Genomic DNA, 21854 nt, shown 5'->3' on the forward strand with positions numbered 1-21854 from the left:
ACGTTACTCTTCTTCATCGTGCGCAGAGTGCTCTTTAACAATACGCACCATATCAACGCGATAGTCGTTGGCTTCGACGATGGTAATTTGCAGCGGCGGCAGCTCCAGCACATCACCGATACGCGGGATCTGCCCGTTAACGGAGATCACCAGCCCCGCCACGGTGGCAATATCTTCATCATCATTGACCACGTTTTCGACGCCCAGCGTGTGCGAGAGTGCGTGCAGGTCGGTGGTGCCTTTCACCAGCCAGCCGTCACCGTCGGCAACGATTTCCGGGGTTTCATCCGCATCAGGGAATTCACCGGCAATGGCTTCCAGCACGTCCAGCGGCGTCACCAGGCCCTGTACCACACCAAATTCGTTGGTGACGATAACAAAGCTCCCGCGAGCACGGCGCAATACGCCCAGCAGGTTGATCGGATCCAGCGTTTCAGGCACCACGATAGCGGGCGACGCGGCCGCTACGGCCTCGACGTTAACGCCCTCTTCCAGCGCCACCAGCATCTCTTTCGCGCGTACCACACCGATGATCTCATCCAGCTCACCCCGGCAGACCGGGAACAGGCTGTGCGGCGAGGAGAGCAGCTGCTGACGAATTTCGTCGACGCTCAGGTTGGCGTCCACCCAGCTGATTTCGCCGCGCGGCGTCATAATACCGCGCAGGGAGCGGGAAGCCAGCGAAAGCACGCCATTGATCATGTAGCGTTCTTCTTCCACAAACGCGCCTTCCGGCACCGGAACCGGGTTGCGGTTCTCGTTATCAGCCTGCACGTTCACCTGACGACGCCCGCCCATCAGTCGCAGAATCGCATCTGCGGTACGGGCTCGCAGCGGCTGATTCGACTGCTGCTTAATAAAGTTACGGCGCGCAATCTGGTTAAACAGCTCGATCAGAATCGAGAAGCCAATCGCAGCGTACAGGTAGCCTTTCGGAATATGGAAGCCAAACCCTTCTGCCACCAGGCTCAGACCAATCATCAGCAGGAAGCTCAGACACAGCACAACGACCGTCGGATGCTGGTTGACGAAACGCGTCAGCGGTTTCGACGCCAGCAGCATTACCGCCATCGCAATCACCACCGCCGCCATCATCACCGGCAGATGGTTCACCATGCCGACCGCCGTAATCACCGCATCCAGTGAGAAGACCGCATCAAGCACCACAATCTGTAGAACAACCACCCAGAAGCTGGCATAACCCTTACCGTGGCCATCATCGTGCTGCCGGTTCTCCAGCCGTTCATGCAGCTCTGTTGTGGCTTTGAACAGCAGGAACAGTCCCCCTACCAGCATAATTAAATCGCGGCCGGAGAAGGTGAAATCCATGACGGTGAACAGGGGCTTCGTCAGGGTGACCATCCACGAGATAACAGACAGTAAGCCCAGACGCATGATCAGCGCCAGCGAGAGGCCGATCAGACGGGCTTTATCACGCTGTTTCGGCGGCAGTTTATCTGCGAGGATGGCGATAAACACCAGGTTATCAATACCGAGAACGATCTCCAGCACGACCAGCGTAAGCAAGCCTACCCAGATTGACGGGTCCATTAAGAATTCCATGACACGCTCCTGCTAAAGGAATGACAAAACGGTGCCCCGCTAATGTCGGGCATTTCAAAGGGAATGAGAGTCGATGCGTGGCGAAGATCGCCGGTGATTAAGGCGCGGAATGGCCTGGAAGATGACTGACGTCGGTGACGGTCCATATAGTGGGCTGTAGCCCTATACTCCTGAATAATTAAACGGACGCTAAACATATCAGAGACAATTGGTTTTTAGCAAAGATTTACGTTCCTTTGCAAACTTCTGTAACACACGCGGATTATCTTAGAGAAAAATCTGTAAGGCGTAGCTAAATTACGGATCTTCATCACATAAATTATTTTTTCACTATCTAAAATAATTCGCGGAAGTCTTAGTTTTTTTGAACTCTAACCCTTATCTGAATCGATTCGGTTCGCCAATACGATTCTCAGTACGCCTGCCTGGCAGACGTATAAATGATAATAAAAGGAGGTAGCAAGTGACCATTGCTATTGTCATAGGCACACATGGTTTGGCTGCGGAGCAGTTACTCAAAACGGCAGAAATGCTGTTGGGCGAGCAGGATAACGTCGGCTGGATCGATTTCGTTCCCGGTGAAAATGCCGAGACGCTGATTGAAAAATACACTGCTCAGCTTGAGAAGCTGGATACCAGCAAAGGCGTGCTGTTTCTCGTGGATACATGGGGCGGCAGCCCGTTCAACGCTGCCAGCCGCATTGTCGTCGATAAAGAGCATTATGAAGTCGTCGCCGGGGTGAATATCCCGATGTTGGTGGAAACCTTCATGGCGCGTGACGACAACCCAGGCTTTGACGAGCTGGTGGCGCTGGCGGTGGAAACCGGTCGCGAAGGCGTGAAGGCGCTGAAAGCGCAGCCGGTTGAAAAACCTGCCCCTGCCCCTGCTGCACCAAAAGCCGCTGCACCGGCGAAGCCAATGGGTCCGAACGATTACATGGTTATCGGCCTTGCGCGTATTGATGACCGTCTGATCCACGGCCAGGTGGCGACGCGCTGGACCAAAGAGACCAACGTACAACGCATCATCGTGGTCAGTGACGAAGTGGCCACCGACACTGTCCGTAAAACCCTTCTTACCCAGGTTGCACCGCCGGGCGTCACCGCGCACGTCGTGGATGTCGCCAAAATGATCCGCGTTTACAACAACCCGAAATACGCGGGCGAACGCGTGATGCTTCTGTTCACCAACCCGACAGACGTTGAACGCATTGTTGAAGGCGGCGTGAAAATCACCTCCGTTAACATTGGCGGTATGGCTTTCCGTCAGGGCAAAACGCAGGTCAACAACGCGATTTCAGTGGATGCGAAAGATATCGAGGCCTTCAACAAGCTGAATGCACGCGGTATCGAGCTGGAAGCCCGTAAGGTTTCCACGGATCAGAAACTGAAAATGATGGATTTGATCGGCAAAGTGGGGAAATAAGCCCGGGCCGGTTTTTCATATAGAGCTTATGTAATAGGAGAAGTGCAATGGAGATTACTACTCTTCAGATTGTGCTGGTGTTCATCGTCGCGTGTATTGCGGGTATGGAGTCCGTACTTGATGAATTTCAGTTCCACCGCCCTCTGGTGGCCTGTACGTTGATTGGCGCCGTTCTCGGTGACATGAAAACCGGTATCATCATCGGTGGTACCCTGGAAATGATCGCCCTCGGCTGGATGAACATCGGTGCGGCAGTTGCGCCAGATGCCGCGCTGGCGTCCATTATTTCGACCGTTCTGGTTATCGCCGGTCATCAGAGTATTGGTGCCGGTATCGCGCTGGCCATCCCGCTGGCCGCAGCGGGTCAGGTGCTGACCATTATTGTCCGTACTATTACCGTGGCCTTCCAGCACGCGGCGGATAAGGCGGCCGAAAACGGCAACCTCACCGCGCTCTCCTGGATCCACGTTTCTTCCCTGTTCCTGCAAGCGATGCGTATCGCGATCCCTGCAGTTATCGTGGCGATTTCTGTCGGTACCAGCGAAGTTCAGGGCATGCTGAATGCGATCCCTGAAGTGGTCACCAGCGGTCTGAATATCGCCGGGGGTATGATCGTGGTGGTCGGTTATGCGATGGTCATCAACATGATGCGCGCGGGCTACCTGATGCCATTCTTCTACCTCGGCTTCGTTACCGCTGCGTTCACCAACTTCAACCTGGTTGCGCTGGGTGTGATTGGTGCGGTGATGGCGATTCTTTATATCCAGCTCAGCCCGAAATACAACCGTGTCGCGGGTGCCCCTGCGCAGGCTGCTGGTAACAACGATCTCGATAACGAACTGGACTAACAGGTGAGCGAAATGGTTGATATGACAAAAACTACCACTGAGAAAAAACTCACTCCGGGTGATATTCGTGGCGTGTTCATCCGTTCTAACCTGTTTCAGGGTTCATGGAACTTCGAACGTATGCAGGCGCTCGGCTTCTGCTTCTCCATGGTGCCGGCCATCAAACGCCTGTATCCGGAAAACAACGAAGCACGCCGTCAGGCAATTAAGCGTCATCTGGAATTCTTCAACACCCATCCTTATGTTGCGGCGCCGGTTCTGGGCGTGACGCTGGCGATGGAAGAGCAGCGTGCGAACGGGGCTGAAATCGACGATGGTGCCATCAACGGTATCAAAGTTGGTCTGATGGGGCCGCTGGCAGGCGTGGGCGACCCGATTTTCTGGGGTACCGTGCGTCCGGTCTTTGCGGCGCTGGGCGCCGGGATCGCCATGAGCGGCAGCCTGCTCGGTCCTCTGCTGTTCTTCATCCTGTTCAACGCGGTGCGTCTGCTGACCCGTTACTACGGCGTGGCGTACGGCTATCGTAAAGGTGTGGATATCGTTAAGGATATGGGCGGCGGCTTCCTGCAAAAACTGACTGAGGGGGCGTCAATTCTCGGCCTGTTTGTAATGGGGGCGCTGGTTAACAAGTGGACGCACGTAAACATCCCGCTGGTGGTATCAACGATCACCGGTCAGGATGGTCAGACGCGCGTTACCACCGTGCAGACCATTCTGGACCAGCTGATGCCGGGCCTGGTACCGCTGCTGTTAACCTTCGCCTGTATGTGGCTGCTGCGTAAGAAAGTGAACCCGCTTTGGATCATCGTTGGCTTCTTCGTCATCGGTATCGCGGGCTACGCTGTCGGCCTGCTGGGTCTGTAATAAAATGCGTTACTGATCGGGGGCTTGCCCCCGGTCTTTTTATCTGGAGGATGAATGACTGTCACGGACACCGTACTGGTTTTATTTATTGTTGCCCTTCTGGCTTACGCGATCTATGACGAGTTTATTATGCCTCGCCGCCACGGCGAGACGCTGCTGACCCTTCCCCTCTTACGCCGTGGACGCATTGATGCGTTTATCTTCGCCGGTCTGGTAGTCATCCTCATTTACAATAATGTGACCAGCCACGGCGCAATATTAACCACATGGTTATTATGTGCGCTGGCATTAATGGCGATTTACCTGTTCTGGATCCGCTCGCCAAAACTCATTTTTAAAAAACACGGATTCTTCTTCGCCAATGTCTGGATAGAATATAACCGTATTAAAGAGATGAATTTATCCGAAGACGGGGTTCTGGTGATGCAATTAGAACAACGCCGCCTGCTCATCCGGGTCAGAAATATTGATGACCTGGAAAAGATATACAAATTACTTGTTAAAACTCAATGATTTATAATTATAGCATCGGCTATATATTGCATTATTCTTGAACCAGCAATATAGCCGGTGCTATATCTCCTCTGTTAATTGACTTATATTTATTAACGATATTTTCACGCATAAATCTAAATGAAAATCGTTATCAACATAGTGGCTATATAAAGCCATCTTCGTTGTTGTTTTATATTCTCAAAATATGTTAAGGTTGCGCCCGTCGTTGGGGAGTAGCCGATTTCCTGCCTGCGGGAAATGTACGTGTCAACATACTCGTTGAAAAACGTGGCGCGTACGGATCGTTTTTAAGCACAATTACTGTGCCAGAAGCGATCAGGCGAGACCATAGATACATCAACTGCTGTTTACTGGGGGCAGTGATGTGTCATATGGATATCCCCGGTCTGGACGCTCTTATGAATATCTCCGCTACGATCCTTCTGGCTTTTGGCATGTCCATGGACGCATTTGCCGCCTCTATCGGCAAAGGTGCCACTCTCCATAAACCTAAATTTTCCGAAGCCCTGCGTACCGGTCTCATCTTTGGCGCTATCGAAACGCTGACGCCGCTTATCGGCTGGGGACTGGGGATGCTCGCCAGCCAGTTTGTGCTGGAGTGGAATCACTGGATTGCTTTCGTGCTGCTGGTGTTCCTCGGCGGACGTATGGTGATTGAAGGTTTTCGTGGCAACGGCGATGAAGATGATGCGCCGCTGCAACGCCACGGCTTCTGGCTTCTGGTGACAACCGCCATCGCAACCAGCCTGGATGCAATGGCCGTGGGTGTCGGTCTGGCGTTTTTGCAGGTCAATATTATCGCCACCGCGCTGGCGATTGGCTGCGCCACGCTGATCATGTCAACGCTGGGGATGATGGTGGGTCGGTTCATTGGCCCGCTGTTAGGCAAACGCGCCGAAATTCTGGGCGGTATCGTGTTGATCGGGATTGGTGCCCAAATCCTTTGGGCACACTTCGCGGGTTAACCTTCGCGCTGCCAGCAATGGATGCTGAAATCCGTCTGGCAGCGAAATTCTGTCTGCGCTGCCAGCGTTTCCCACACCTCTGGTTTTGCCCGCCACGCAAACGGCGTCATTTGCAGTAACGCCACCGCTTCACTTCCCTGCAACGTCATTTCATACGCTACCGACTGCGCCTGCTTTAACGCAAAGCCCGCCAGCTGTTCAGAGTGCGGCGCATGCAGGTGAACTTCATCATAGATCAGCCCTTTTAGCTCCAGCAGATGACGCGGCCCTGGCGTAACGGTGATAACCCAGCCGCCGGGCTTAACGACGCGCGCCAGCTCCTCTGCCTTGCACGGCGCATAGATACGCACCACGGCGTCCATACTCGCTTTTTCAAACGGCAGGCGGTGGCTGGAGGCCACGCAGAACGTTACCGCTGAGTAGCGTTTGGCTGCCGCACGGATTGCCACTTTCGACACGTCCAGCCCGTAAGTTTCGGCGCCCTTCTCAGCCGCTACGTCAGCAAACGTGGCGGTGTAGTAGCCTTCGCCGCAGCCGATATCCAGCATGGCGGATGCGCCTTCTGTCAGATATTCACGGAGTATGGCGACAACGGCATCCCTGAGCGGTTGATAATGCCCGGCATCGAGAAACGCCCGGCGCGCCTGCATCATCTCCGCGCTGTCACCCGGGTCCCGGGAGCGCTTGTGCTGTACCGGCAGAAGATTTACATAGCCCTCTTTCGCCCGGTCAAACTGATGTCCCTGTGGACAGATAAACGTTTTCTCCGCGCGCGTCAGCGGCGCGTGGCAAAGGGGACAACTGAAAGACATGACAGCTCCAGGGCGTAAACCAAAAGGCGAAGTGTACCGCTATTCGCCAGGGTTATAAACGGCTGGGTGATGCATCACGATCAGATGGTCAGAATCTGCCGGCAGCCCGTCAGGCTTTACGTTTTCCAGACGCAGAACGTTCCCCATAATTTCGCTGAAAACGGGCGCGGAAACGGCCCCGCCGTAATAGGCACCGTTTTGCGGATCGTTAATCACCACCACCAGCGCAAAACGGGGATCGCTGGCAGGCGCAACGCCTGCGGTATAGGCGACGTATTTATCCACATACTTACCGTGTTCATCGATTTTTTTGGCCGTCCCGGTTTTTATCGCCACGCGATAGTTACGCACCGCCGCTTTGATTCCACCACCGCCGGGTAATGCGACGCTCTCCATCATGTGCTCCACCTCGTGAACAATTTCCTCGGGCATCACCCGCTTGCCAATCACCGGCGGATCGATTCGGGTGATGGACAGAGGCCGTTCAATGCCATAGCTGCCGATGGTGGCATACACATGCGCCAGCTGGAGGGGGGTTACCATCAGGCCATATCCAAAGGCAAAGGTCGCCCGGTCTAACTGGCTCCAGAATTTCCGCTGCGGCAGTAAACCTGCGCTTTCTCCCGTTAAGCCAAGCCCGGTACTCTCGCCAAAGCCAAAGTGTTTATAGGTATCCAGTAACCGTTGCACAGGCATCGCCAGCGAAAGACGGGACACGCCCGTGTCACTGGATTTTTGCAGGATGCCGGTCATCGTCAGCTCGGGATAGTAGCCCACATCGCGGATACGATGGCCATCAATGGTGTAGGGATGCGTGTCTATGACGCTGTCAGGCTGTACCAGCCCCTGCTGTAGCGCCGTCATCAGCACCAGAGGCTTAACGGTAGAGCCAGGTTCAAAGGTGTCGCTGATCGCGCGATTGCGAAAATCATCCAGCGTTGCCCCTTCCCGGTTGTTGGGGTTGAAGTCGGGGAAGCTCGCCATTGCCAGAATTTCGCCCGTCTGGATATTAATTAGCACCGACGCGCCTGACTCAGCTTTGTTCCACGCCACGGCATTATCCAGCGCGTCTTCGGTGATAGTTTGCAGGCGTTCATCGATACTAAGCTGGATATTATGTGCAGGTACGGGAGCCACCTCCGTGAGGTTCTCCACCACATGTCCGTAGCGATCTTTCCTGACCAGCCGCACGCCTGCCTTCCCGGTAAGCTGCGTGTTGAAGCTTTTCTCGACACCCTCAATGCCCTGACCATCAATATTGGTGAAGCCAATCAGGTTCGCCGCCACGTGCCCGGCAGGATAAAAGCGGCGGGACTCATCGCGAAGGTTGATACCCGGAAGACGCAGCTTATCGATCCACTTTGCCTGGGAGGGATCAACCTGACGGGCAAGGTAAATAAATCGCCCGTGCGGGTTACTGTTGATTCGCGATGCGAGCGTGCTCAGAGAAAGGTGTAAGGCATTTGCCAGGGCCTGCCAGCGCGAATCATAACCGATCCCCCCTTTTTCCAGCACTGTTTTGGGATCGGCCCAGACGGCCTGGACAGGTACGCTCACCGCAAGGGGTCGTCCTTCACGGTCCACAATCATCCCCCGCGGGGCGTCTATCGCCACTTCGCGCAGGGAGCGCATATCCTCCTGCTTAACCAGATTATCCGGTTTGATAATTTGCAGCCACGCCACGCGGCCCAGCAGAAACGCAAGACTACAAAAGATAGCGAGACACAGAAGTGCAAAACGTGCCGGAGTAAAGTTTCCGGTGGTCGTTATTGTCTTTTTTTTCACCTTAACCCCAGGGCTGTTGATCAACGCCCTGATTTAACGGGAAAAGCGGATAAGAAGGCGGGAAAACAATGCTAATAATCTCGAGGGTTTGCAACAAGATAATAACAGCGGAGGATTACGTAATATTTTGAAAAATAAGCGAATAAAAAAGCCCCGCATCGGCGAGGCTTATGTCTGAGATCGAAGCGCTGAGCGCTTCAGTCAGCAGTGATTCGATCAGATAGCAGTTACGTTAACCGCAGCTGGGCCTTTCTGGCCATCCTGAATTTCGAACTCAACGTTCTGGCCTTCAGCCAGAGTTTTGAAGCCGTTACCCTGGATTGCAGAGAAGTGTACGAACACATCTTTGCTGCCGTCAGCAGGAGTAATGAAACCAAAACCTTTAGACTCGTTGAACCACTTAACTTGACCTTTAATCTTTGCCATTTGCAAAATTCCTTAGAGTGTTTTCTTAGCCCGCAGGCTTTGACTTAGATAAAACTGAGACATTACTGCTTGAGGCACTAATATAAGGTTCGGCAGAGAAGCGGTATTCAACGACAACGTGTTTACTCAGGACTTCTTTACTGAAAATGCCACACATAAACAGAACTGTACCTCGTTTGACCCAAAACGTGTTATCACACACAACGTTTAATATGGCAAGCCATTTTTAAACATGTCTCGATCCGCCGCACAAATTCAGGTGTTACTCCATAACAATCTGCACGGTTATGCGAATTGTCAAATGAAGCGCTACCTGACCTCACTGCCCGCAGGGTGCGTTGACGCGCCCTGTAATCAAAGACTTTTTAAACATAGCTCAATCATTTCAAAGCGTCCATCCCAATCCCTGATTTTCTTTAAAAGAATGACTGAGTTAGAACATTTTGTGAAAAGTTATGCTGAAAACATTGCAACGCACCGACATGTGTCAGGGAATATACGATGTTAATTACATTTTGCTAATTGTATTAAAATCCACCATTTAATTAGCGTTATTCTGCACCAAAATAATGAAATTTTTATGACTCTGCCTCAAAACAAGGCAAGCAAAACGTTTCGATAAAAATAAAACACTTCGGGAAAGATAAAACACACAATTTATTCAACGAAACGGTAATTATCGAATAAGGATAAATATTCACCAGTTTTCAGTATGCTGAAACAATAGTTAACTGCTGCTTAATTATATGTTGGGATGTTGTGGATCACATTTGATAAGGGAGGGGATTTACGCCGTACGTCAGGCCACCTCCCTTTCCGGGCAAACTATCGTTCGGCTACCAGGCGAATGAAGTCTTCCTCGTCCTGTTGTTGAGCAACAGCGTCCTTAGGTACCGCTTTCTCCTCCGGCTCGTTGGCTTCGCACAGACGACGCAGCAACGCATTCTGCCGTTTCTGCTGATCGAGCAATGCTTCCAGCAGTTCAATCTGCTCGTTTGTGCGGGAGCTGGCGCGGTTAACGAAGAACCACAGTACCAGCCCAACGACCAGCACCACCAAAGACATTACCAGGGATGCAATGCTCAGCAGCCCCGAATTCAGTAACTCACCCATTTCACCACCTCAGTAAAAACAGTCATTTTACCACTGCCGCCACGTAAGGACATCACTCAGCGTAAAAATGGCCTCTACCAGGGGATAAACTTATTGATTGAACAAATGCCGCTAAAGAATTGTACATCCTGATCGCACATCACATTGATAGTCTGCGTCCACAGCACCACACAAGCTATCAACACTATAATCAGAATTACCCAGCGTATTTTTTTCACTCCACACTCCGTCTTATGACCTGATGCAGCCAGGTTATCACGGTTATCTTAAACAGGGGCTAACTGTACCTTCAACAGACGCTTTTCGGAATCGTGCACTTGTTTCACTGCGTAAACCCGTTACGCTTACTCCATGACAACAAAGAAAAAAGAGGCAACGATGCGTTTACTTATTCGTACAGTAATTGTACTGGCCATTGTGTGGATCGGCCTGTTATTAAGTGGGTACGGCGTATTAATGGGAAGCAAAGAAAATGCCGCGGGTCTGGGTATCCAGTGTAAATATCTTACCGCCCGGGGGGTAAGCACGGCGCAGTACATTCATTCCGACAGCGGGATCATCGGGTTAACCAACTGTCCTGTGCTGCGTAAATCATCTGATGTGATTGATAACGGTTAATCAGCGTTGAATTTCGCTTACAAGAACGCCGCACTGTTGCGGCGTTTTTATTGAAAGCGTCGATCAGAACGGATAATCGTTATATCCCATCTGCTCTGAAATTTTGCGCGCTGCGGTATGCAGGATCGCCACATATTCATGAAGACGCTCTTCAGAGAAACGCAGCGTTGGGAACGAAATGCTCAGGCCCGCAATGACAACGCCGAAGCGGTCAAATACCGGCACACCGATGCAACGCAGCCCCTCTTCCTGCTCTTCGTTATCTTCCCCGTAACCCTGCTCACGCACGTTATCCAGCACGCTCAGCAGTTCATCCGTACTGGTAATGGTGCGGTCGGTGCTGCGTTTGTACTCCACCCCGTCAAGGATCTGCTTCACCTCTTCGCGATCGCGCCAGGCCAGCAGTACTTTACCAATTGCGGTGCTGTAGAGCGGGTTACGACGACCGATGCGTGAATACATGCGCAGGTTGTACATGGAGTCAATTTTGTGGATGTAAACAATGCTGTCTTCATCCAGCGCACCGAGGTGAATTGTCTCTTTCGTCAGTCGTGAAAGTTCACGCATCTGAATGTCAGCGCTGCGGATCAGATCCACGTTCTGCAAGGCGCGGGCGCCCAGTTCAAACAGTTTCAGCGTCAGAGAATATTTTTCTGATTCTCCTTCCTGCGCGACATAACCCAATGATTTCATCGTCTGCAAAAAGCGATAAACGGTGCTTTTCGACATCATCACACGCTGCGACAACTCTGTAATACCAATTTCACGCTCTTCTCCGAGCGCCTGCAAGATGCCAAACACCTTCAGCACGGAAGAAACAGAATCTGGCTGCTTATCCAAATCTGCGATTGCCATTTATCACCTCATGGAGAGTGTTTTATAAAAATCAGAACCGGTTTTTATTATAAATTCGTGTGATGCGTGCTGCAATCTATCTGGGTTTACTTCGTTACAAATCTGCGACATAAAACCGAAATAACGATGCTAAAATAGTTACTCTGAAAATAATTTCACGCTGAGTCATTCTTTTCCCATGCAAAAAAACGTTTCTGATGGCCTGCCCTTACCGCAGCGGTACGGGGCAATTGCCACTATTGTCATCGGTATTTCGATGGCTGTCCTTGACGGTGCGATTGCCAACGTTGCTCTTCCTACCATTGCAAAAGACCTTAATGCTTCTCCCGCAAGCTCTATCTGGATTGTGAACGCGTACCAGATAGCAATTGTGATTTCCCTCCTGTCACTCTCTTTCCTGGGCGATATGTTTGGCTATCGCCGGGTTTACCAGTGCGGGCTGGTGGTCTTTACCCTCACCTCGCTCTTCTGTGCCCTTTCCGATTCACTGCACACCCTCACCCTGGCGCGTATCGCGCAGGGCTTTGGCGGCGCGGCGCTAATGAGCGTGAACACGGCCCTCATACGGCTTATCTATCCTCACCGCCACCTGGGGCGCGGCATGGGCATTAATTCCTTTATTGTGGCCGTGTCGTCCGCTGCCGGGCCGACGATTGCCGCCGCCATTCTGTCCGTTGCCTCGTGGCAGTGGCTGTTTGCCATTAATGTGCCGCTGGGTATTGTGGCGATCTTCTTCGCCCTGCGCTATCTTCCGGAAAATGGTCCGAAAAACACCATGCCGCGTTTTGACCTGCCCAGCGCCGTGATGAACGCGCTGACCTTTGGCCTGCTGATTACCGCGCTGAGCGGATTTGCGCAGGGGCAGTCTCTGTCGCTCATTGCCGCAGAAATCGTTGCCATGCTTATCATCGGATTTTTCTTCGTACGACGTCAGCTGGCGCTACCCGTGCCGTTACTGCCGGTGGATTTGCTGCGTATTCCGCTGTTTTCGCTATCCATTTGTACCTCCATTTGCTCGTTCTGCGCCCAGATGCTGGCGCTGGTTGCGCTGCCGTTCTTTTTGCAGAGCGTGATTGGCCGTTCGGAAGTGGAAACAGGCTTGCTGCTCACGCCCTGGCCTCTGGCAACCATGGTGATGGCCCCGCTGGCCGGTTACCTTATTGAGCGCGTTCATGCCGGGCTTCTGGGGGCGATTGGGCTGGTTGTCATGGCGGTGGGACTGTTTGCACTGGCGCTCCTGCCCGCCTCGCCAGGGGATCTGGATATTATCTGGCGCATGATCCTGTGCGGGGCCGGTTTTGGTCTGTTCCAGTCCCCTAATAACCACACGATTATCACCTCTGCCCCACGTCATCGCAGCGGTGGCGCCAGCGGGATGCTGGGCACGGCAAGACTGTTAGGGCAAAGCACCGGGGCCGCACTGGTAGCCTTGATGTTTAACCTGGCCGGGCAGAATGCGACACACGTTGCGCTGATTACCGCAGGGACACTGGCGACCCTCGCGGCTGTCATTAGCGGTCTTCGTGTCACCCAGCCAAAGGCGCAGGCATAAAAAAACCGGGCGGAGAAGGACTCCTGCCCGGTTGTTTTCAACCCGATTACGTTACTTCAGATATTCGCCGCTACGCAGCGCTTCAATACGTTTATCCAGCGGCGGGTGAGACATAAACAGCTCGCTCAGCGACTTTGACTTGCCGTTGATGCAGAAGGCCATCATGCTGTTTGCTTCCTGCGGCTCGTAGCTGGTTTTAAGACGTTGCAGCGCAGCAATCATCTTTTCACGACCCACCAGTTTCGCGGAACCGGCATCCGCATGGAACTCACGATGACGGGAGAACCACATGGTAATAATGCTTGCCAGGATACCGAACACCAGCTCCAGCACCATTGAAACAGCAAAATAGATCAGCGGGTTGCCGTTGCTCTCTTCACCCTCATCACGGTTGCCACCCATAAACCCGGCAGCAATCTGCGCCAGAATACGGGAAATAAAGATAACGAAGGTGTTCACCACGCCCTGGATCAGGGTCATGGTGACCATATCGCCGTTGGCGATGTGGCTGATCTCGTGAGCAATAACCGCTTCCGCTTCGTCACGGCTCATGTTTTGCAGCAGACCGGTGCTGACGGCCACCAGGGACGCGTCACGACGCGCACCGGTAGCAAACGCGTTGATATCCGGCGCGTGGTAGATGGCTACCTGTGGCATGGCAATGCCTGCCTGCTTTGACTGCTGAGCAACCGTGCTCATCAGCCACTGCTCCATATCGTTACGCGGTTGCTCAATAACTTCACCGCCCACGGATTTCAGTGCCATCCACTTCGACATTAGCAGTGAAATGAAAGAGCCACCGAAACCAAACAGCAGCGCCATAATCAACAGACCCTGAACGCTGCTCGACTGAATTCCCGTCAGGCTTAGCACCAGCCCGAATACCACCATCACCGCCAGGTTGGTGAGCAGGAAGAGCGCGATTCGCATCATAATATTCTTTTAACCTCAGTTTAACAAAACGCACTATGCGATTACCCACATCGTATGGGTATTACGGCTATTTTCAAGCATCCAGACGGCGTAAGTCACCAGAAAGACACAACTTTACACAATTGGAAATCTGCCTGACGGAAGGATGAGGAACAAAAAGAAACAGGCACAATTTCTTGTGCCTGTTGGGGGATTATTTTGTCGGAGCAGGTTGCACAGCAGGTTTCTCTTTTTCCAGCTTCGCGAGATCAAGCGCGATATGCACCGTCTCGTCCAGATACGGATCGGGCTCCTGGTAATCCTTAGGCAGATCGTCCAGTTTTTTGAGCAGAGGCTTGCCTTCACGTTTGAAGCGATCGTTGATACGCGCCAGACGTGTCGCGTCATCTTCATTGTTCTCTTTCTCACGCTGAGCGTAGTTCAGAGACACAATGTTCCGTTTTGCTTTCAGGGCGTTGAAACGCGCGATGTCCTTCATGATGTACTGGAATTCCGGATCCTTCCCGATGCGATCGTTGTGATTTTTCAGCAGTTCCGGTCCGAACTGTTTCATATCACCCGATTTCACGAATGTCGCGGCATCAATGCTATCCCACGGCAGCGCGTTATCTTCAAACTTCTCGCCCGTTTCCGTCTCTTCGGTACCTGTCGGCATCATAATATCCGGCGTCACGCCTTTGCGCTGCGTGCTGCCGCCGTTGACGCGGTAGAACTTCTGAATGGTGTACTGTACTGAGCCCAGCGCCGGCCATTCAGGGCGCAGCATCTGGTCGTAAATACGGTTCAGAGAGCGGTACTGCTGAACGGTGCCCTTGCCAAACGTCGGTTCGCCGACGATTAACGCCCGGCCGTAATCCTGCATGGCAGCAGCGAAGATTTCCGATGCAGAGGCGCTGAAGCGATCGACAAGCACCACCAGCGGCCCCTTATAGTAGACCACACCATCGGTATCCGCATCTTCACGCACTTTACCGTTGTTATCGCGCACCTGTACCACCGGGCCAGACGGGATAAACAGCCCGGAAAGCGAGACGGCCTCGGTCAATGCCCCGCCGCCGTTGCTGCGCAGGTCAATGATCACGCTGCTGACATTCTGCTTTTCAAGCTTCTGAAGCTGCACTTTCACATCATCGGTCAGGCCGACGTAGAAACCTGGGATATCCAGAACGCCAACCTTCTCTTTACCCACGGTTTTCACCGACATTTTCACCGCGCGATCTTCCAGACGGATACGCTCACGGGTCAGAGTAACGATACGGGTTTTGGTCCCCTTACCGGCTGGCAGGATCTCCAGGCGAACTTTGCTGCCCTTCGGCCCTTTGATCAGCGCAACTACGTCATCAAGACGCCAGCCAATCACGTCCACCATGCTCTTTCCGATTTGGCCCACACCGACAATACGGTCGCCTACGCTGATCGCTTTGCTTTTCGATGCAGGGCCACCGGCCACCATGGAGTTGATTACGGTGTAGTCATCGTCCATCTGAAGCACAGCACCGATACCTTCCAGAGACAGGCTCATTTCGGTATTGAACTGTTCGGTGTTACGTGGAGAGAGATAATTAGTGTGCGGATCAATTTCGTGCGCAAACGCGGTCATCGCCAGCGAGAAAACATCTTCACTGTTGGTCTGCGCCAGTCGGCGAATAGCGAACTTGTAGCGACGGTTTAACGTCTCACGGATCTCTTTCTCGTCTTTGCCTGTGAGCTTGAGGCTCAGTTCGTCATATTTGACTTTTCCATCCCACAGCGCATTCAGTTCAGCCTCGTCTTTCGGCCATGGCGCTTTGCTGCGGTCCAGATTAAAGGTGTCGTTGCCGGTGAAGTCCATAGGACGTTCCAGCACTTTCAGCGCGTATTGATAACGCTCAAAACGGCGCTTTTGCGATAAGTTGTACAGATCGTAGAACAGATCGAGTTTTCCGGAGCGCAGCTCATCACCCACTTCGGATTTGCGTTTAGCGAACTGTTCGACATCGCTGGCCAGCAGTACGTTATGACTGTAATCCAGCAAGTTCAGATAACGGTCAAAGATTTTGGCCGAAAAGGCCTGATCGAGATCGAACTGACGATAGTGCGAACGAGTAAAGCGCGACGTCACGCGCTCACTCACCGTCGCGTGCTGAGTCTCTTCCTTGAGAACCGGAATTTGATCAACACGCGTAATATCGTCCACAGCGAAAGCGTGGCCTGTTATAGCAAACAGGCCAGCCAGCGCGGTGAGCTTAAAAAAAGTGTTCATGCCAGGCTCGGCCTCCGTTTCAGAACAACAAGTGTTCTGCGCGTACAATCATTGACATACCAGAAGTCAGCTGTACACGAACGCCATCTTTGGTGATTTCCAGTACGGTGGCGTCCATCGCGTTGTTACCCGCTTTCACCTTCAGAGACTGACCTACGCTCAGCGCATTGATGTCAGAAACCGGGGTGTGGCGCGGCTCTTCGCGCGGCGCACGTGGGGCTTTAGCTGCTGGTTTGTCAGCACGCGGTTTGCGATCGTTATTTTCAGTACGACGCGGTGCCGGGCGCGGTTTACGCTCGCGACGAGGGGCGTCTTCCTGACCGTTTGCCGCTGCGGCTTCGCGTTTTTTCGCCTGCTGTTCCGCACGCTGTGCCTGCACGCGAGCTTTGGCTTCTTCAAGCTGCTTACGCGCATGTTCTACGTGCTGCTCGTCCAGCTCACCGCACGGGTTGCCGTCAAGGTCGACACGGGTCGCACCCGGCTTGATACCGTACAGGTAACGCCAGCTCGAGGTATAAAGGCGCAAGGCAGAACGAAGCTGCGTTTTGCTGAGGTTCATCTCCCCCTCAACGCGCGCGACCAAATCCTGAAAGATACCGACTTTCAGAGGACGCGCTTCACCTTCAGCGCTGAAGCACTGCGGGAAACGCTCGGCCAGAAATGCGATAACTTCTTTACTGCTATTCAACTTAGGTTGATTTTCCATGAAATTTCCTGATTACAACGGACGTTGCCAACAAGCGCAGGCATGAACAGGCGACATTATAATGACGCTATCAGTAAATGCTACGTTATCCGTTGATTATCCTGCGACGCTCGCAAAGAATTTATGATAATCGGTCTCTGCCAGAACATTTTCCAGGTTTGCGGCCAGCGCGCGCAGCCCCTGCTCATCCTCGGCAGTAAAGCGACTGAAGACCGTGCTGTCGATATCCAGAACGCCAATAATCTGATTTTTAACCACCAGCGGCAGTACGATTTCAGAATTGCTGCTGGCATCGCAGGCGATGTGGCCGTCAAACGCATGAACATCTTCGACACGCTGAACCTGACGGGTCGCCACTGCGGTACCGCACACGCCGCGACCTACCGGGATACGCACGCAGGCGAGTTTCCCCTGGAAAGGCCCCAGTACCAGCGTGTCGCCTTCCAGCAGATAAAAGCCCGCCCAGTTCACGTCAGAAAGGCGTTCGAACAGTAACGCACTGGTATTTGCCAGAGTGGCTAAGAAACTGGTTTCCCCTGCCATTAATGCCTTAAAATCGCGATTCAGATCCGCGTAGAATTCTGTTTTGTTCATTATTCAATCACTTAGTTATCTTACATAGTTACCGCATAGCCTATTAAAATAAGCATTAAATGCGCTCATGCTCAAGATGAATCCGTTCATGAGTTATTATAACTTTCAACAATACTAATCTGTGTGCGACTGATGGCCCTAAAAACACCCCAAATTACGCCGACACGAAAGATCGTTGTCCGTACGGTAAGCCAGGCTCTGCCCCGTGCACATTATCAGCGTTGTCCCCAGTGCGATACGCTTTTTATGTTGCCGAAGATGAAATCGCACCAAAGTGCTTTTTGTCCATGCTGCGATGCCAAAATTCGCGATGGCCGGGACTGGTCATTGACGCGTCTGGCGGCAATGGCGGTAACCATGCTGCTGCTGATGCCCTTCGCCTGGACCGAGCCGCTGTTAAAGCTATACCTGCTTGGCGTGCGTATTGACGCTAACGTGTTGCAGGGGATCTGGCAGATGACGCGCCAGGGCGATCCGCTTACGGCCGCCATGGTGCTGTTCTGCGTCGTCGGCGCGCCGTTGGTGCTGGTCGCGGCAATTGCCTACCTGTGGTTTGGCAACATACTGGGGATGAACCTGCGCCCCGTCCTGCTCATGCTGGAAAAGCTCAAGGAGTGGGTGATGCTGGACATCTATCTGGTGGGCGTCGGCGTGGCGTCTATCAAGGTGCAGGATTATGCATTTTTACAACCTGGCATTGGCCTTTTTGCGTTTATTTCACTGGTCCTGCTGAGTATTCTGACCCTGATTCATCTCAATGTTGAACAGCTTTGGGAGCGATTTTACCCGCAGCGTCCCGCGACCCGGCCTGATGACAACCTGCGCGTCTGCCTGGGGTGCCATTACACCGGTTTTCCGGATAAACGCGGGAGATGTCCGCGCTGCCACATTCCGTTAAGATTGCGACGCAACAACAGCCTGCAAAAATGCTGGGCGGCGCTTATCGCCTCCCTGGTATTTTTGTTCCCGGCCAACATGCTGCCGATCTCCGTAATTTATGTGAACGGCGCCCGTCAGGAAGATACTATCCTTTCAGGGATTATCTCTCTGGCGCACAGTAACGTGGGGGTCGCCGCCATTGTTTTCATCGCCAGTATTCTGGTGCCCTTTACCAAAGTGGTGGTGATGTTTACGCTGCTTATCAGCATTCACTTTAAATGCGAACAAGGACTACGCACCCGCATCCTGCTTCTGCGATTCGTGACCTGGATTGGTCGCTGGTCGATGTTGGATCTGTTCGTGATTTCGCTGATGATGTCGCTCATCAATCGCGATCAGTTACTTGCTTTTACCATGGGACCCGCAGCTTTTTATTTCGGCTCTGCGGTGATATTGACTATTCTTGCAGTGGAATGGCTGGACAGCCGCTTACTTTGGGACGCACATGAGTCAGGAAACGCCCGCTTCGCCGACTGAAGCGAGAATTAAAACAAAACGCCGCATTTCGCCATTCTGGTTGCTACCTGTCATCGCGCTGATGATCGCAGGCTGGCTTATCTGGACGAGCTATGAAGATCGCGGAAGTACCATCACGATTGATTTCCAGTCTGCGGACGGCATTGTCGCCGGACGTACCCCCGTTCGCTTCCAGGGGGTGGAAGTGGGTACCGTGCAGGATATTTCCCTCGGCAAAGGGCTGAACAAAATTCAGGTCCGGGCGAGCATTAAGTCTGATATGCAGGATGCCCTGCGCGCCGAAACGCAGTTCTGGCTGGTCACGCCTAAAGCCTCCCTGGCCGGCGTTTCCGGGCTGGATGCGCTTGTGGGCGGTAACTATATCGGCATGATGCCCGGCAAAGGCGAGCCACAGGATCACTTTGTTGCGCTGGACACCCAGCCGAAATATCGGCTGAATAACGGCGATTTGATGATCCACCTCCGCGCGCCGGATTTGGGTTCGCTGAACAGTGGTTCTCTGGTCTATTTCCGCAAAATTCCGGTTGGTCGCGTTTACGACTACGCCATTAACCCGAACAAAGATGGCGTGACCATTGATGTACTCATCGAGCGCCGTTTTACCAACCTGGTGAAAAAAGGCAGCCGCTTCTGGAACGTCTCCGGCGTCGATGCCGACCTGAGCTTAAGCGGTGCGAAAGTGAAGCTTGAGAGCCTGGCGGCGCTGGTGAATGGCGCTATCGCCTTCGACTCACCTGCTGACTCCAGCCCTGCCGCCGCAGAAGATACCTTTGGCCTGTACGCCGACCTGGCGCACAGCCAGCGCGGTGTCATCGTCAAGCTGACCCTGCCGGATGCCAAAGGCCTGAAAGCCGGTTCGACCCCGTTGATGTACCAGGGTTTAGAGGTCGGGCAACTGACAAAATTAACCCTCAATGCGGGCGGCTCCGTTACCGGCGAAATGACGGTGGATCCGAGCGTGGTGGATCTCCTGCGGGAAAAAACGCGCATTGAACTGCGTAATCCGAAGCTCTCCCTCAGCGACGCCAGCATCAGTTCCCTGCTGACGGGAAGCACCTTTGAGCTGATCCCCGGTGAAGGCGCGCCGAACAAAAACTTTGTTATCGCCCCGGCGGATAAAGCCCTGCTGCAAAAACCGGGCGTGTTGACGGTTACGCTGAATGCGCCGGAAAGCTACGGTATCGAAGCCGGGCAACCGCTGATCCTGCACGGTGTGCAGGTGGGCCAGGTCCTCGAACGTAAGCTGACAGAAAAAGGGGTCTCCTTCTCCGCCGCCATCGATCCGCAGTACAGCAATCTGGTTCACGGCGACAGTAAATTTGTGGTTAACAGCCGGGTCGACGTGAAGGTGGGTCTGGACGGCGTTGAGTTCCTCGGCGCCAGCGCCAGCGAGTGGGTTAACGGCGGGATCCGCATTCTGCCGGGCAGCAAAGGTGCGCTGCGCGAGAGTTATCCGCTGTTCGCCAATCTGGACAAAGCCATTGAAAACAGCCTTGGCGACCTGCCGACCACCACGCTGACCTTAAGCGCTGAAACGCTGCCGGACGTCCAGGCAGGCTCCGTCGTGCTTTATCGTAAGTTTGAAGTCGGGGAAGTGATCACCGTTCGTCCTCGTGCGGACGCGTTTGATATCGAACTGCATATCAAGCCGGAGTACCGCAAGCTGCTCACGCCAAACAGCGTGTTCTGGGCTGAAGGCGGCGCGAAAGTGCAGCTCAACGGCAGCGGGCTGACCGTACAGGCGTCTCCCCTCTCCCGTGCCCTGCGCGGTGCGATCAGCTTCGATAACCTGAGCGGCGCGGGCGGCAACATGCGTAAAGGTGACAAGCGGATCCTCTTCCCGTCCGAAACCGCGGCGCGCGCGGTCGGGGGGCAGATTACCCTGCACACCTTTGATGCCGGTAAACTGGCTGAAGGCATGCCCATCCGCTATCTCGGCATTGATATCGGGCAGGTCCAGAAGCTGACGCTGATCACCGCGCGCAACGAAGTTCAGGCGACCGCCGTGCTTTATCCGGAATATGTGCAGACGTTCGCCCGGGCAGGCTCGCGCTTCTCGGTGGTTACGCCGCAAATTTCTGCCGCAGGGGTTGAGCATCTCGACACCATACTTCAGCCGTACATAAACGTTGAACCGGGTCGTGGCAACGTGCGTCGTGAATTTGAGTTGCAGGAGGCCACCATCACCGACTCCCGTTATCTGGACGGTCTGAGCATTGTGGTTGAAGTTCCGGAAGCCGGTTCGCTGGGCATCGGTACGCCGGTCTTGTTCCGCGGCATTGAAGTAGGGACAGTAACAAGCCTGACGCTGGGTAATCTGTCCGATCGCGTGATGGTCGGCCTGCGCATCAGCCAGCGTTATCAGCATCTGGTTCGCAACAACTCGGTGTTCTGGCTCGCTTCAGGCTACTCGCTGGACTTCGGCCTGACCGGTGGCGTGGTCAAAACGGGGACCTTTAACCAGTTCATTCGCGGCGGCATTGCCTTCGCGACGCCGCCTGGCACGCCTCTGGCGCCTAAGGCGCAGGCAGGTAAACACTTCCTGCTGCTGGAAAGTGAACCGAAAGAGTGGCGCGAATGGGGAACGGCGCTGCCGCGTTAATCTCGCAGGCTCCGGTGT

At 53.6% G+C, this 21854-nt stretch carries 21 protein-coding genes, 1 pseudogene and 1 riboswitch; of the genes and pseudogenes, 9 read left to right on the forward strand and 13 right to left on the reverse strand.

Annotation, left to right across the window (positions count from 1 at the left end):
• Nucleotides 1–3: 3 nt before the first annotated feature.
• Both yoaE and ACOTX1_RS13165 read right to left on the reverse strand, forming a co-directional pair.
• The gene (gene yoaE, locus ACOTX1_RS13160; protein ID WP_003859916.1) at nt 4–1563 is read right to left on the reverse strand and encodes a CNNM family cation transport protein YoaE; all 1560 of its coding nucleotides are present in this window, start codon (nt 1561–1563) and stop codon (nt 4–6) included.
• Nucleotides 1551–1760, reverse strand: a complete 210-nt coding sequence (locus ACOTX1_RS13165) for a protein YoaL (RefSeq protein ID WP_071785693.1) — start codon at nt 1758–1760, stop codon at nt 1551–1553. The genes yoaE and ACOTX1_RS13165 overlap by 13 nt, the downstream gene beginning before the upstream one ends.
• 266 nt (nt 1761–2026) lie before the next feature.
• Between ACOTX1_RS13165 and manX the strand changes: the two genes are divergently transcribed.
• The 5 genes from manX to mntP all read left to right on the forward strand — a co-directional run bounded on the left by manX (nt 2027) and on the right by mntP (nt 6182).
• Nucleotides 2027–2989: a PTS mannose transporter subunit IIAB gene (gene manX / locus ACOTX1_RS13170; protein ID WP_023314328.1), complete on the forward strand. Its 963-nt coding sequence runs from the start codon at nt 2027–2029 to the stop codon at nt 2987–2989.
• A gap of 47 nt (nt 2990–3036) precedes the next feature.
• Nucleotides 3037–3837: a PTS mannose transporter subunit IIC gene (gene manY, locus ACOTX1_RS13175; RefSeq protein WP_003859914.1), complete on the forward strand. Its 801-nt coding sequence runs from the start codon at nt 3037–3039 to the stop codon at nt 3835–3837.
• Between the two features lie 12 nt (nt 3838–3849).
• Entirely contained in the window at nt 3850–4701 is an 852-nt protein-coding gene (locus ACOTX1_RS13180; RefSeq protein ID WP_006810994.1) for a PTS mannose transporter subunit IID, read from the forward strand.
• Nucleotides 4702–4755: 54 nt separating this feature from the next.
• Nucleotides 4756–5214 (forward strand): DUF986 family protein, encoded by a 459-nt coding sequence (locus ACOTX1_RS13185; RefSeq protein WP_003859912.1) that lies wholly within the window; start codon nt 4756–4758, stop codon nt 5212–5214.
• Between the two features lie 198 nt (nt 5215–5412).
• Nucleotides 5413–5614, forward strand: a riboswitch (yybP-ykoY riboswitch).
• A 1-nt stretch (nt 5615) separates the two neighbouring features.
• Nucleotides 5616–6182 (forward strand): manganese efflux pump MntP, encoded by a 567-nt coding sequence (gene mntP, locus ACOTX1_RS13190; RefSeq protein ID WP_003859911.1) that lies wholly within the window; start codon nt 5616–5618, stop codon nt 6180–6182.
• On the opposite strand, the gene rlmA is transcribed toward mntP, so the two are convergent.
• From rlmA to mgrB, 6 genes and pseudogenes are all read right to left on the reverse strand, one after another.
• On the reverse strand, nt 6179–6994 hold the full coding sequence (gene rlmA, locus ACOTX1_RS13195) for a 23S rRNA (guanine(745)-N(1))-methyltransferase (protein WP_023314329.1): 816 nt from the start codon (nt 6992–6994) through the stop codon (nt 6179–6181). The genes mntP and rlmA overlap by 4 nt on opposite strands.
• Before the next feature lie 39 nt (nt 6995–7033).
• Nucleotides 7034–8779 (reverse strand): peptidoglycan glycosyltransferase FtsI, encoded by a 1746-nt coding sequence (gene ftsI, locus ACOTX1_RS13200; protein WP_003859909.1) that lies wholly within the window; start codon nt 8777–8779, stop codon nt 7034–7036.
• A gap of 216 nt (nt 8780–8995) precedes the next feature.
• A complete protein-coding gene (cspE, locus tag ACOTX1_RS13205; protein ID WP_001062678.1) occupies nt 8996–9205 on the reverse strand; it encodes a transcription antiterminator/RNA stability regulator CspE in 210 nt (69 codons plus the stop codon).
• Between the two features lie 12 nt (nt 9206–9217).
• Nucleotides 9218–9362 (reverse strand): annotated as a pseudogene (locus ACOTX1_RS13210) (DUF2627 domain-containing protein).
• 668 nt (nt 9363–10030) lie between these two features.
• Nucleotides 10031–10318, reverse strand: a complete 288-nt coding sequence (locus ACOTX1_RS13215; protein WP_003859907.1) for a YebO family protein — start codon at nt 10316–10318, stop codon at nt 10031–10033.
• Nucleotides 10319–10392: 74 nt separating this feature from the next.
• Nucleotides 10393–10536, reverse strand: a complete 144-nt coding sequence (mgrB, locus tag ACOTX1_RS13220; RefSeq protein ID WP_003859906.1) for a PhoP/PhoQ regulator MgrB — start codon at nt 10534–10536, stop codon at nt 10393–10395.
• A 160-nt stretch (nt 10537–10696) separates the two neighbouring features.
• Between mgrB and ACOTX1_RS13225 the strand changes: the two genes are divergently transcribed.
• Nucleotides 10697–10936: a YobH family protein gene (locus tag ACOTX1_RS13225; RefSeq protein WP_003859905.1), complete on the forward strand. Its 240-nt coding sequence runs from the start codon at nt 10697–10699 to the stop codon at nt 10934–10936.
• A 63-nt stretch (nt 10937–10999) separates the two neighbouring features.
• On the opposite strand, the gene kdgR is transcribed toward ACOTX1_RS13225, so the two are convergent.
• Nucleotides 11000–11791, reverse strand: coding sequence for a DNA-binding transcriptional regulator KdgR (gene kdgR / locus ACOTX1_RS13230; RefSeq protein ID WP_003859903.1), 792 nt, complete (start codon nt 11789–11791; stop codon nt 11000–11002).
• 178 nt (nt 11792–11969) lie between these two features.
• Here kdgR and ACOTX1_RS13235 point away from each other — a divergent pair, with 178 nt between their 5' ends.
• A complete protein-coding gene (locus ACOTX1_RS13235) occupies nt 11970–13343 on the forward strand; it encodes an MFS transporter (RefSeq protein WP_023314330.1) in 1374 nt (457 codons plus the stop codon).
• A 51-nt stretch (nt 13344–13394) separates the two neighbouring features.
• Here the strand turns inward: ACOTX1_RS13235 and htpX are convergent, their stop codons facing one another.
• The 4 genes from htpX to ACOTX1_RS13255 form a co-directional block, all read right to left on the reverse strand.
• A complete protein-coding gene (htpX, locus tag ACOTX1_RS13240) occupies nt 13395–14276 on the reverse strand; it encodes a protease HtpX (protein WP_003859899.1) in 882 nt (293 codons plus the stop codon).
• A gap of 193 nt (nt 14277–14469) precedes the next feature.
• The gene (gene prc / locus ACOTX1_RS13245) at nt 14470–16518 is read right to left on the reverse strand and encodes a carboxy terminal-processing peptidase (RefSeq protein WP_023314331.1); all 2049 of its coding nucleotides are present in this window, start codon (nt 16516–16518) and stop codon (nt 14470–14472) included.
• Between the two features lie 19 nt (nt 16519–16537).
• Complete coding sequence (gene proQ, locus ACOTX1_RS13250; protein ID WP_003859895.1) at nt 16538–17224, reverse strand: RNA chaperone ProQ; 687 nt, start codon at nt 17222–17224, stop codon at nt 16538–16540.
• Nucleotides 17225–17320: 96 nt separating this feature from the next.
• Entirely contained in the window at nt 17321–17818 is a 498-nt protein-coding gene (locus ACOTX1_RS13255; protein ID WP_006811006.1) for a GAF domain-containing protein, read from the reverse strand.
• Between the two features lie 132 nt (nt 17819–17950).
• On the opposite strand from ACOTX1_RS13255, the gene yebS reads away from it, so the two are divergent.
• Complete coding sequence (gene yebS / locus ACOTX1_RS13260) at nt 17951–19234, forward strand: membrane integrity lipid transport subunit YebS (RefSeq protein WP_003859890.1); 1284 nt, start codon at nt 17951–17953, stop codon at nt 19232–19234.
• A complete protein-coding gene (locus ACOTX1_RS13265) occupies nt 19203–21836 on the forward strand; it encodes a PqiB family protein (RefSeq protein ID WP_023314332.1) in 2634 nt (877 codons plus the stop codon). The genes yebS and ACOTX1_RS13265 overlap by 32 nt, the downstream gene beginning before the upstream one ends.
• Nucleotides 21837–21854: the final 18 nt, after the last annotated feature.

It is taken from the genome of Enterobacter cloacae complex sp. IR5401, assembly GCF_049238425.1.
GTDB classification, from domain to species: Bacteria; Pseudomonadota; Gammaproteobacteria; order Enterobacterales; family Enterobacteriaceae; genus Enterobacter; species Enterobacter hormaechei_C.